The sequence below is a fragment of the Streptomyces sp. NPDC048290 genome (genome assembly GCF_040652095.1).
Classification (GTDB): domain Bacteria; phylum Actinomycetota; class Actinomycetes; order Streptomycetales; family Streptomycetaceae; genus Streptomyces.
On the sequence record NZ_JBEZLM010000003.1, the window covers coordinates 91,506 to 103,347 of the forward strand.

The 11,842-nt window shown below is 71.6% G+C and carries 11 protein-coding genes; 5 read left to right on the plus strand and 6 right to left on the minus strand.

Annotated elements, in window-relative coordinates; translation table 11 throughout:
• Positions 1-11 precede the first annotated feature (11 nt).
• From AB0D49_RS05230 to AB0D49_RS05250, 5 genes are all read right to left on the minus strand, one after another.
• The gene (locus AB0D49_RS05230; protein WP_362751004.1) at positions 12-1,367 is read right to left on the minus strand and encodes an STM4012 family radical SAM protein; all 1,356 of its coding nucleotides are present in this window, start codon (positions 1,365-1,367) and stop codon (positions 12-14) included.
• A complete protein-coding gene (locus AB0D49_RS05235; protein ID WP_362752040.1) occupies positions 1,364-2,170 on the minus strand; it encodes an STM4013/SEN3800 family hydrolase in 807 nt (268 codons plus the stop codon). Before AB0D49_RS05235 ends, AB0D49_RS05230 begins: the two co-directional genes overlap by 4 nt.
• 392 nt (positions 2,171-2,562) lie before the next feature.
• Positions 2,563-3,741: an STM4014 family protein gene (locus tag AB0D49_RS05240; protein WP_362751007.1), complete on the minus strand. Its 1,179-nt coding sequence runs from the start codon at positions 3,739-3,741 to the stop codon at positions 2,563-2,565.
• The gene (locus AB0D49_RS05245; RefSeq protein ID WP_362751010.1) at positions 3,722-4,684 is read right to left on the minus strand and encodes an STM4015 family protein; all 963 of its coding nucleotides are present in this window, start codon (positions 4,682-4,684) and stop codon (positions 3,722-3,724) included. Before AB0D49_RS05245 ends, AB0D49_RS05240 begins: the two co-directional genes overlap by 20 nt.
• A gap of 10 nt (positions 4,685-4,694) precedes the next feature.
• Positions 4,695-5,651, minus strand: coding sequence for an STM4015 family protein (locus tag AB0D49_RS05250; protein ID WP_362751017.1), 957 nt, complete (start codon positions 5,649-5,651; stop codon positions 4,695-4,697).
• 226 nt (positions 5,652-5,877) lie between these two features.
• Here AB0D49_RS05250 and AB0D49_RS05255 point away from each other — a divergent pair, with 226 nt between their 5' ends.
• Both AB0D49_RS05255 and AB0D49_RS05260 read left to right on the plus strand, forming a co-directional pair.
• Positions 5,878-6,204, plus strand: coding sequence for a hypothetical protein (locus tag AB0D49_RS05255; RefSeq protein WP_362751020.1), 327 nt, complete (start codon positions 5,878-5,880; stop codon positions 6,202-6,204).
• A 140-nt stretch (positions 6,205-6,344) separates the two neighbouring features.
• Positions 6,345-7,373, plus strand: coding sequence for a DUF6745 domain-containing protein (locus AB0D49_RS05260; protein WP_362752043.1), 1,029 nt, complete (start codon positions 6,345-6,347; stop codon positions 7,371-7,373).
• Positions 7,374-7,440: 67 nt separating this feature from the next.
• Here the strand turns inward: AB0D49_RS05260 and AB0D49_RS05265 are convergent, their stop codons facing one another.
• The gene (locus AB0D49_RS05265) at positions 7,441-8,640 is read right to left on the minus strand and encodes an FAD-dependent oxidoreductase (protein ID WP_362751022.1); all 1,200 of its coding nucleotides are present in this window, start codon (positions 8,638-8,640) and stop codon (positions 7,441-7,443) included.
• Positions 8,641-8,877: 237 nt separating this feature from the next.
• On the opposite strand from AB0D49_RS05265, the gene AB0D49_RS05270 reads away from it, so the two are divergent.
• The 3 genes from AB0D49_RS05270 to AB0D49_RS05280 form a co-directional block, all read left to right on the plus strand.
• Positions 8,878-9,654 carry a nucleotidyltransferase domain-containing protein gene (locus AB0D49_RS05270; protein WP_362751025.1) on the plus strand — a complete coding sequence of 259 codons (777 nt, stop codon included), beginning with the start codon at positions 8,878-8,880 and terminating at the stop codon, positions 9,652-9,654.
• A 1,217-nt stretch (positions 9,655-10,871) separates the two neighbouring features.
• Entirely contained in the window at positions 10,872-11,711 is an 840-nt protein-coding gene (locus AB0D49_RS05275; RefSeq protein ID WP_362751028.1) for a helix-turn-helix transcriptional regulator, read from the plus strand.
• Positions 11,711-11,842, plus strand: a 132-nt coding sequence (locus tag AB0D49_RS05280) for a DUF397 domain-containing protein (protein WP_362752046.1), incomplete at its 3' end; no start/stop codon positions are given. The genes AB0D49_RS05275 and AB0D49_RS05280, both read left to right, overlap by 1 nt.

Sequence of the window (11,842 nt, forward strand, 5' to 3'; positions counted from 1 at the left end):
CGGGGGTCACGTCACTTCGGTTCGTACGCGGCCATGCGCGCGCTCACGGCGGGGGAGAACAGGTCCGGGCCCAGCGCGTCCGAGTGGGCGAGGCCCTCGGGGGAGAGGCGCAGACGGTCGGGGCCGGTGGACTCGTCCAGCCAGTCTCGGGTGCGGAAGCGGGTCAGTTCGGTGGGGAAGTCCTCCTCGGGGGTCGTCCCGAAACGGGTCCGGTACTCCGTCGTGTCCAGGCCCTCCGCCTGGAGGAGCGACTGGAGGATGTGGCGGCGGCGGGTTTCCTCCTCGGTCATCTCCCAGCCGTAGTCGGCGCGGGAGAAGTCCGCCGTGGAGCGGGCCGTGTAGGCGTCGACGATGCCCCGGATGCGGCGCATGTCCACCGCGTAGTCGAAGGAGTAGTGGAGCTTCGACGTGTACGAGCGGGCTCCGCAGCCCAGGCCCACCATGCCGTCGGTCTGGCAGGCGTAGTCCCCGCCGCCCGTCGTGGGGGCGTCCGCGCGGCGGAACATGCGCATCGACACCTGCTCGTAGCCCGCGCCCAGCAGATGGTCGCGGCCGTGACGGTACAGGCGCAGCCGCTGTTCGTCCCAGGCCCTGTCGTCGCCGTCCCTGTGGCGGTCAAGGCCGGTGAGGGGGCGGACGTAGAGCGGGTACATGTACAGCTCCTCCGGGCGCCAGGCCAGGGCCGCGTCCAGGGAGCGGGTCCATGTGTGCTCGGTCTGGCCCGCTATGCCGTAGATCAGATCGATGTTCAGGACCGGGATCGCCGCGTCACGGACGCGGCCGAGCGCCGCCTCCACCTCCGCGCGCCGCTGCGGCCGTACGGCTGTCCGCGCCTCCGTGTCGACGAAACTCTGCACGCCCAGGCTCAGCCGGGTCGTGCCGCGCGCGGCCAGGACCGCGAGGCGGTCCGCGGTGGCCGTGGCCGGGGACGCCTCCACGGAGAGGGGGATCGCGGCCAGGTCGGCGCCGAGACCGTGCTCCGCGAGATCGCACAGCCGGTCCAGCTCCGCCGCCGTGAGGAAGGTCGGCGTGCCGCCGCCGAAGGCAGCGGTGGCGAACCGCGCGGGGCCGTCCAGAGCCGCGCGGACCGCGGTGGCCTGCCGCTCCAGTGCGTCCAGATAGGCCGTCGTCAGACCGTCCGGGGCGCCGATACGGGTGAACAGGTTGCAGAAGCCGCAGCGCACCTCGCAGAACGGGATGTGGAAGTAGAGGGAGAGGGCGTCCCTGGGCTCGTCCGCCCACAGCGCGCGCAACTCCGCCCGCTCCGGGGGCAGCGGACGGTACGCCGTCTTGTGCGGGTAGGCGTACACATACTGCTCGTACGGGCGGACCGTGGTGGGGCCGGGCGTCGGTGCGGTGAGCGTCATCGGGCCTCGTCGACGAAGAAGTGGGCATAGGGGACGGTCCAGACGACGTCATGGCCGATGCGGTGACCGGTGTAGCCGTCCTCGCCGTACGCGGTGCCGTGGTCCGAACAGACCACGGCGAAGCAGGGGCGGCGGCTCGACAGGGCGTCCAGCAGACGGCCCATGTGGCGGTCCACGTACTCCAGCGCCGCCGCGTGGGTCGCCCGGGTGTCGCCCGTCTCGCGGGTCGCCCCGGGCAGGTGGAACCAGTTGGGCTGGTGCAGCGCCGACACGTTCAGGAAGAGGAACAGGCGCTCTTCGGGTGGCAGGTCGGCGACGACCTTCTCCGCGCGGGTCACCTGTGCCTCGAACGACGTCGGTGACGTCACCCCGAACTCCGGCTCCCAGTGGCTCTCCTGGAACATCCCGGGCAGTACGGAGCCCAGCGGGCCCCGCTTGTTGAAGAAGCCGACCCCGCCGACGCACACCGTGCGGTAGCCCGCCTCGGCCAGGCCGGACACCAGGTCGGGGGTGTCGTAGACGAAGGTGCCGTCCGCCGTGCTCTCACTGCCCGCGAAGCGCGCCGCGAACAGCCGGGGGTGCGGGCCCTGCGCGGCCGGTGTCGGCAGGAATCCGGCGAACATCGCTTGATGGGAGGCATAGGTGAAACTCCCGGGCGCGTGCCGGAGTTCCCAGGTGCCGCCGGGCAGATGGCGGGCCAGGTTCGGCAGACGGCCCGCCTCGGCCAGCTCCTGCGCCACGTCGTAGCGGAGGGTGTCAAGGGTGACGAAGAGGATGTCGTGACTGCCCACGACCGTTTTCATGTCGGGGGACGGGGGGTTTGTCAGGGTCACGGTGGTGCTCCATGGGTGGTGCTTGTGGTGCGTGTTGAGGTGCGGGTTGAGGTGGTTGTGGGCGGGCTCATGTCTGGGGTTTAGGGGTGACTGTGGGCGGGGCTCATGTCCCTGTTCTGGTGGGGCGGTTGTGGGCGGGGCTCATGGCTGGGCTTCGGTGGGGCGGTTGTGGGCGGGGCTCATGGCTGGGCTTCGGTGGGTGGGTGTGCGCGGGGCTCATGGCTGGGCTTTGGTGGGTGAGTGTGGGCGTGGCTCATGTCCCGGCTTCGGTGGGTGACTGTGGGCGGGGCTCATGTCCCTGTTCCGGTGGGATGGTTGTGGGCGGGGCTCATGGCCGACCCGCGGCGTGATGGTGGACGGGCTCATGTCCCGGCTTCGGCGTGTCGCCCCGCTGCCGGCCGGGTGTGTCGTCCGGCCAGGGCCGTCGGGATCGCCGCGAGCTGGGTCGCGTACGTGTCCAGGCCCTCCGCTCCGGTGCCGGGCAGGCCGGTCAGGCGGGGGAGGAGGTCGCCGAAGGCGTTCACCTCGCCGACCGTGAAGCGGCGCCAGCCGGTCAGGGGAAGGATGTCCACGCCGACGCACAGGGTGCCCGGGAAGCAGGCCGCGGCCTGCTCGGCGGTGTCCAGTACGTCGCTGAGACGGCCCCCCGTCGCCTCGATCGCCGCCTCCGCCTCCGCCAGGTCGCCGCGGGCGCCGCCGAGGTGGAGGTTGGTCATGGGATGGCGGCTCGTCCGGACGACGGCGTGGGTGGCCCGGCCCGCGACCACGACCACCCGGAAGTCCGCGGCCCGGCCGCCCTGGGACGCCTTGGGCAGCCAGCGCTCCACATGTACGCCGTCCGGGGCGAGGGCGTCGATCAGGGCCGCCACCTCGCGCTCCGAGGTGTAGTCCCGGACCCGCAGGGAGTTGTGGAGGTGACCGTCCGGGGTGGTCTCCACGGACGTCGTCGCCTTGACCCGGCCGGGACCGGCCACGGACAGGGCCACCACGCCCGACGCCGACGAACCGTGCGCCGGTTTCACGAAGGCCCGGCACATGTCCGCCGTCCGCAACCGCTCCCGGAGGGAGCCCCAGCCGACGACCGGGCCCGGCAGCGCCATGGGAACCGGGACCTGTGCGGCGGACAGTCGGGCGTGGCACAGCCGCTTGTCGAAGAGGACGGCCACCTCCTCGGGGTCGGCCGAGGTGACCGCGCCCGCGTGCCGCGCCGCGGCCGTCAGCTCGCGCAGGGCGCCGGTGAAGCGGCGGTGCCAGCGGGCCGTGCCCTCCACCCGGGTCGGCTCGTCCGTGCCCCGCAGCAGCCGGTCGACCTCCGCGTTCTCCCCGGGCGAGTCGATGCGGACGAACTCGCCCGGGGCGAACGGGTACCCGGCGCCGGTCAGTACATCCCGCCACGCCAGCACACGCGGGGGCGGGTGACCGGCCCGGCGGGCGGCGTCGTGGAACAGTGTCGTGCGCCGGTTCTCCGGGTTGCCCACCACGGTGAGCCGCAGCGGGGCGCCGGCCTGAGGAGCCGCGCTGTCACTCGGAGACGGCGACATAGCGCCACTCCTCGCCCCGTGAGCGGTGCGGTTTCTGGCGGTCGGACACATCCACCTCGGTCCCGGCCGGGACCAGGGCGGCCCGCAACCGGTCGCACATGTCCGCGCTGAGGAAGTGGTGGCTCAGATCGAGGTGCCGGAGGTGGGTCAGCGGCTGACCCCGCAGCAGCGCCTCCGCGCCCGTGTCGGTGAGCGTGCCCATGGACAGGCTCAGCGACTCCAGTTGCGCCACCACCGGCGCCGCGGCGACCGCCGCCGCGATCTCGTCCTGTATCTCGCTGTCCTGGAGGCCCAGATGGCGCAGCGCCGGGAGGCGGCCCCCGGTCAGCAGCGGCGCCAGATCGGCCACCGTCGTGTCGCCGCCGTACTGGGACACACCGAGCCACAGCTCCAGCCGCTCCAGGGCGGGCAGGTCGCTGGCGGCCACCGCGCGGACCACCGGCGCGGGCAGTCCGCCCGACTCGAACCGCAGCACGCGCAGCGCCTCATGGCGTACCGGGCGCAAGGACAGCGTCTCCGGGCCGAGGCCCTGGGAGTCACCGCCGCGCACCCCCAGCTCCTCCAGCAGGGGGAACCGCTCCAGGACGGGGGTGATGTCGCTGAGCTGGAGCCAGGAGATCTCGCACTCCTCACCCGTGCAGTCCGCGAGGAACAGCGCGCGCAGCGCCGGGAAGCGGGCGGCGTCGGCGAGCAGCAGTTCCAGGGCGGGGCGCAGTTCGGCGTACTCGTCGTGCCACCACGGGCCGATGATCAGGGACCGTACGTCGTCGGTCGCCACCCGGTCCGTGAAGTGGCGCCACAGCTCGGTGAACGGGGTCTCGTAGGCGCAGTCCAGCCGCCAGGTCACCGCTCCGGCGGACGGCAGGGTCCGGCTGTCGTCGGTGTCGGACAGCGTGAACGTCGTCCTGTCGCGGCAGGTTTCGAGGAGCTGTGTGGAGGTCATGACCGGCACCTCATTCCGCGACGGCGGTGAAGCGGTGGATCTCCCCGTCGTCGTCCCACTCCTGGCCCGTCTCGGACAGGTCGACCTCCACGCCGTGCGGCTCCAGCGCCGCCTGTATGCGGCGTGCCACCGGGTCGGTGACGTAGTTGTGGCGCAGGTCCAGACTGTCCAGGTGGGTGAGCGGCTGGCCGTCGAGCAGCGCGGTCGCGCCGTCGTCGGTCAGCACCCCCAGGGACAGGTCCAGCGAGGTCAGCTGGGCGACGACCGGCGCCGCGGCGACGGCGGCGGCGATCTCGTCCTGGATCTCGCTGTTGCGCACTCCCAGATGGCGCAGCTCGGGGAAGAGGCCCCCGGCGAGCAGCGGCGCCAGGTCGGCCACCGTCGCGTTCCCGCCGTAGGCGTTCACACCGAGCCAGAGTTCGAGGTGTTCCAGCGCGGGCAACTGGCTGGCGGCGACACCGCGTACGACGTGGCCCGGCAGCCCGCCGGCCTCGAACCACAGGGTGCGCAGGGCGCGGTGGGAGACCGCGGGGAAGCGCAGCCCGCTGCCGCCGCGCACCCCGAACTCCTCCAGCAACGGAAAGGCGGCGAGGACCGGTGTCACATCGGCGTGCTCGATCCAGGAGATCTCCGCCTCCTCCTGCTCCAGGTCGCCGAGGAACACCGCCCGCAGCCCGGCCAGCTCCGCGTGCGCGTCCACCAGCCGCCGGACGATGACGCTGGAGTCATGGTCGTAGACCTCGCCCCACGGGCCCACGACGATCGCGCGGACCCCGGCCGGGTCCACCGTGTCGAGGAACCGGTCCCACCGGTCGCCGAACTCCTCGTCCGAGGTGTCCCCGTAGGGGTCGACGGCCAGCCGCCAGGCGACCGCCCCGGCCTCCGGCAGCTCCTTCTCCGGCTCGGCGTCGGGGAAGTCGAAGACCGGGAGGCCGTACAGCTGGCTCAGATGCTCGACGTGGGACATGGTGCTGGCCTCCTGGGACCGGACATGGTGAGTGGTCGCGAGATTTCTACCAACCCGCACTGACAATGCGCCGACCGGGAGGGCAGGTTGCCGGTCCCCGCGACCCACCAAGCCCCGCCAGACACTCGTCAGCGGGATGAAATGCCTGGTCAGAGCGATTGTCAGTGCCACCTCGTAGCGTTGTGGTCATCGGTCGGCGAGGTGCCGACGGCGAAGGGAGACAGGTATGTACCGGCAGGGCGACGTCCTGATCGTGCCCGTCCAGGAGGCAGCCGTGCCGCAGGGCACCGACCGGCTGCCCCGGCAGCCGCGGGATGTGCGGGGCAGGCTCGTGCTGGCCCTCGGCGAGGTCACCGGTCATGCCCACGCCGTGGTCGGACCGGGGACGCTGGTCCGCGAGGCCGGTCCGTTCGGCGCGTCCTACCTCCATCTCCCGGACGGCGGCCGGGTGGTGCACGAGGAGCACGCGGCGATCCCCCTGCCCAAGGGCTGGTACCGGGTGATCCGGCAGCGGGAGTACGCGCCGGGCGCGGTACGGGTGGTCGCGGACTGAGGAGAACTGAGGAGGGGGGAGGAGAGCACGGGGGCGCGGGGATGACGACACGGAACGGCACGGGAAGGGCACAGGTGGAAGCGGCGATGGGGGAGAACGTGACGACGGCGGTGGCGGGGGCCGCCCTCGAGGACGCGGCGATGGACGGGCAGCGGGACGTGACCGCGCTGTGGCGGGATGTCGTCGCGGCGACCGGTCCGGCCGACCGCGCGGCGGCCGAGGACGGTGTGCGGCTGGCGTACCGGCTCGCGGGCCTCGCCGAGCCGGAGACGGTCGTATGGGTGGGGTCGCCGCGTGAGGGCGTGCTGACCGTGGCCCGGCTGACGGCGGAGGGGACGGCGGGGCCGAGCGTGCGGGACGCGGTGCGGACCGGGCCGTGGGCCACCGCGCGGCAGCGGGTGCTCGACCGGCTCGGCCCGGCCGGCTGGGCCGAGCACTGGGCGCTGACCGGCGCCGCCCTCTGGGACGGCACGGCACAGCTCACCGAGCGGGTACGGACCGCGGTGGTCGAGTCCGTGGCGGCGGAGGCGGGCGGCGAGCAGGCGGTCCGGCTGACCCTGCTGGACGCCGTGCTCGGCCAGCACGACGCGGCCTGGCTGGCCGCCTTCGACGGCCAGGAGGGCGCCGAGCCGCTGGCGGGGGTCGTCGCGGTCGCCCGCGCGGCGGGCTGGTGGTGGCCGTACGAGCGGACGGCGGTCGTCTGCGAGCGGCCGGTGGAACTCCACCGGGACGAGGCGGGACGGCTCGACCGGGGGGACGGACCGGCGCTGGCCTACCCCGACGGGTTCGCGCTCCACGCCTGGCGCGGGATGCCGGTCCCGGCCGAGTTCCTCACCGGGCTGGGCGAACTGACCCCGCGCCGGATCCGCGAGGAGGAGAACGCGGAGCTGCGCCGGGTCATGCTGGAGCACTACGGCTATGAGCGCTATCTGGAGGAGTCCGGCGCCGAGCCTGTGCAGCGGGACGAGGCGGGTGTGCTGTGGCGTATCGAACTGGACGGTGACGAGCCGCTGGTGATGGTCGAGGTGGTCAACTCCACACCGGAACCGGACGGCACGCACAAGACGTACTGGCTGCGGGTCCCGCCCCGGATACGCACCGCGAAGGAGGGCGTCGCCTGGACGTTCGGGCTGGAGGAGGGGGAGTACACACCGGAGCGGCAGACATGACCGGTCCTTCGGGAGGCGCGGGGGAGTCACCCTGCTCCACATGGTCAGGCTGCTCCACATGGTCCGGCTATTCCACATGCTCCGGGCGCACCCCCAGTCCGATCAGCCGGGCCGTCCAGCGCCGCAGGAACGGGAAGCGGCGGACGATCCGGACGACGGACGGTGGCCGGGTGTACGTTCCCGGCTCCTTCGGATACATGTCGCTCATCAGCCGTACCTGGACGAACTGCACCACCCGCGCCGGAAACGCGCGGCGCCGCTGGACGGCGGCCAGCTCACGCCTGCTGGGGGTGCGCCCCGCCTTCAGCGCCGGTCCGAGCATCCGCGCGGCGGCGACCGCGTCCTGCACGGCGAGGTTGATGCCGACCCCGCCCGCCGGGGACATGGCGTGCGCGGCGTCCCCGATGCACAGCAAGCCCGGCCGGTACCAGGTGCGCAGCCGGTCGACACGGACGTTCAGCAGCTTCAGGTCGTCCCAGTCGGTGATCTCCCGCTCCAGACGTTCCTTGAACGTGCCGCGTACGGAGGCGATCCGCTCGCGCAGCCGGGGCAGACCCTCGGCGCGGACGGTGTCGTAGGCGCCCGCCGGGATGATGTAGGCGACCTGCCAGTACGCGCCGCGGTCGATGGTGATGAGGAGATGGCCGGGGCCGGTGCGCAGAAAGCTCATGCCCTCGCCGGGCTCACGGCTCAGCCGGAACCACAGCACATCCATCGGGGTCTCGCTCACCGACAGCGGCAGCCCGGCCGCGCGGCGCACGGTGGAGTGGCGTCCGTCGGCGGCGAGCACCAGATCGCTGTGGATCTCCAGCGGGCCGTCCGCCGTGGTGACCCGCACTCCCAGTACCCGGCCGTCCACCTGGACGAGGTCCGTCGCCTCGGCCCTCTGGATCAGCCGGAACGAGGGCAGTTCCCGCGCCTTGCGCGCCACGAAGTCGAGGAGGTCCCACTGCGGCATGAAGGCCACGTACCGGTATTTGCCGGGCAGCCGGGTGAAGTCGGCGACCTCGGTGGACCCCGCCGGGGTCTCGATCGAGATGGTGCGCACCTCGCTGTGCTTGATCGTGAGGAACTCCTCGATCAGTCCCAGCTCGTCGAAGATCTGGAGGGTCGAGGGGTGCACGGTGTCCCCGCGGAAGTCCCGCAGGAAGTCGCCGTGCTTCTCCAGCACGGTCACGTCCACGCCCTGCCGGGCGAGCAGCAGGCCCGCCATCATGCCCGCGGGGCCGCCGCCGACGACACAGCATCGGGTGGTGAGAGTCTGCACAGTCGTCCGCTCCTGTCGGTGCCCGCCGGGCGCTGTCGGTCCGGTCGGCGGGGTGAGTGGGGCCGTCCCTCTGGCCTACCCGGTGGGCCGGGCCGCGTCCACGACCGTGGCGGTGCGGGGCCGGGACGGGAGGAAAAGGGGAGGCCGTACGGAGTAGTGGCTGTGCATCATGACGGTTCGCCACCGCCGTCGGGGCGGTGCGCGTGGCCTGCGGGGCGGGACATCAGGGGGAGACGTATGACCATCACGGACGGGGACAGCGCCACCGAGGCGACCGGCGCACGGGCGCCGGACGGCAGCGGTGTCGCGACGGCGGGGGCGGCGCCCGTGCGGCACGTCCTGCTCTCCGGCATCGTCGGCTCCACCGCCTACGGTCTCGCGCACCAGGACTCCGACATCGACCGGCTCGGTCTCTTCGCCGCCCCGACCGAGGAACTGCACGGGCTGCACCCGCCCCGGCAGTCGCATGTCACCACCCACCCCGACCGCACCCTGCACGAGGCGGCGAAGTGGTGCAGGCTCGCCCTCGGCGGCAACCCCACCGTGATGGAACTGGTCTGGCTGCCGGACGAGTTGTACGAGGTGCGGACCGAGACGGGGGACGAGCTGATCGGCATCCGGGGCAGCTTCCTGAGCGGGCAGCGGGTACGGGACGCCTATCTCGGCTATGCCGTGCAGCAGTTCCGGCGGCTGGAGCGGCGGGCCGACGGTTCCTTCTCCGCCGACACCCGTCGGCGCACCGCCAAGCACGCCCGCCATCTCAAACGGCTCTGCCACCAGGGGTACGAGCTGTACCGGACCGGGCGGCTGACGGTGCGGCTGGACGACCCGGAGGCGTTCCGCCGGTTCGGTGAGGAGGTCGCCGCCGATCCGGAGGCCGCGCGGCCGTTGCTGCGTCACTTCGAGGAGGCGTTCGACGCGCACCCCGGTGTCCTGCCGAGGGAGCCGGACGAGCGGGCGGTGGAGGCGTGGTTGCGGGGAGTGCGGAGGCGGTTCTATCCGGCGGGGGAGTGACAGGTGGGGCGGCTGGGAGGGGGGTGGGTTCGGTCGTTTCCGGGTGCGGGTTGTGGGGGGTGTTCGCGCAGTTCCTCCCCCAGAGGGGGTACCCCCAGCGCTCCTGGAGGACGTTGTCCGCGCCGGTGTTGGCAGGTCGCCCCCGTCACGGACCGGACCTCGGCCGCAGGTGGTGATCCGTGACCAGTGGCCGCGACTTCCGACGTGACCACGGGACCGGTGCGCGACGTGCGGCACCGATCCGTGCCGCTCCACTCAACCCGTTCGTGGGGTGCGACTTCTCACGGTGAACCGCCCCCGTCCCGGCGCCTCCTGTTGTCTTCACGCACCAGCGACCGCAACCGGGAGAGAGTCTGACTGTCCTCCTCGTCGCGTCGGTGCGGGTGCTGTCTGATCGTTTCGTCTGCCGCCCGTTCACCGCTGACGCTGCCCGATTTCCGGGCGGAGTCCCGGGCGGCTGCCGCCGCCCCGCACTCGGCGCACCCCTCGACCGGGGCAGGCTGGAGAAGCGGCACGTGGAGTGCCACTGACTTGGATGTGTCAGTCACTGATCAGCCTCCGTAGGCCAGACTCAACACTTCTGAGCGGGTCAGGGGGCGTACGGTTCGCACGCCGCTGGGGGAGGGCGGCCCCGACTGCCGAGTGAGGACGGGGCAGTCGGGGCCGGGAGCGGGCGAGTGCCCGCCCCCCTTCCTTCGGCTCAGCAGTGGTCGAGCCACACGGGGCCGAAGGGTCACCGTCCCGTGCGATCCTCCGCAGCGTCAGGGGGAACGCTGCCGCACGAAACGGGGGTCAAGGGGCCGAACCGCTACCCGAGCGCATCCCGGTAAGTGGCGCCCAGTAGGCGTGAGGCTCGGGATGCACGCCGCTATCCACTTGACGCGGCCGGGGTTGACATCGGGAGGCGGGGCCCACTGGTCGCCGGCCGGACATCCGAACGCCATGCGGGCCACTCGACACCGCCACCGGGGGGACGCAGCGCGTAGCGGCCGTCCGCCCAGGTTCCACCGGTGTCCATGAGGAGGGCGAGTCTGTTCCGCTCGGTGTCGAACACCAGGTCACCGACGCGGAGTTGGGGTTTCGGGCGCACTGTCGGTACGTTCCCACCGGACATGGCAACTCCTCTCCGTAGCCATTCCGCTACCAGGCGGATTCAGAGTGGCGTACGGTCGGAGACCAATCAACGTGGCTGCCACGACGAGACAGTTGGGGCACGGATGGTCAATCGCAAGGAACTGAATCCGGACGCTTCACCGCAAGCGGCGTTCGGGGCGCGGCTTCGCAGATCACGCGAGGCGAAGGGCTGGACGCAGGAAGACGCGTCCGCGCACATGGGAGTGTCCAGCGGGCATATTTCGGGGGTTGAGACAACTCGCAAGTCGCCGTCCTTGCAGTTCGCGAAAGCTGCGGATGTGGCCTTCGGGCTGGTGGGCACGGTCGACACGTTCGAACGCCAGTGGCACGAGATGCGCAACGGCAGCTTGCTGGAGGGGTATCCGGAGTACGTCGGATACCAGAGCCGTGCGGCAGAGATCCGGGTCTTCGAAACGGGAGTGATACCCGGATTGCTTCAGACCCGGGAGTACGCGTCCGTGCTGGCGGAAGCCGCAGTGCAGCGAGGGGACATCACGCCCGAGCAAGCGGCTGAACGCGTTGACGTGCAGATCGAGCAACAAGCCGCGCTTGCACGAACGCCCCCGCCGCTCATCTTCGTCGTGCTGGACGAGAGCTGCATTCGCAACCCCGTAGGGGGCCCTCAGGTCATGGACCGGCAATTGTCACGACTCCTGGAGTTCGCCGAACAAGCGAACACGTCGCTGCAAATCGCCCCGTACACCATGGCGGAACGAAAGCCGTTCAGACGACTGGTCTACCTTCTGACCATGTCCGATCGGTCCCTGATGTCATACGTAGAGTCGCAGACACAGGGGCATCTAGACCGTGGACTCACCTCTGTGTTGCCGCTGGTGAGGAACTACCATCAGCTTCAGATCGGGGCGGCTTCTCAGGCGGAGTCCGTAGCCATGATCGAACAGCTGCGAAAGGGCATTATGTGATGAACGCGAACAATTCACCCCCGTCGCAATGGGTCAAGTCCTCGTACAGCACGGATAACGGCGGGGCCTGCATCGAGTGGGCCCCCGACCACGCGGCCACTTCCGGCGTGGTCCCCGTCCGGGACAGCAAG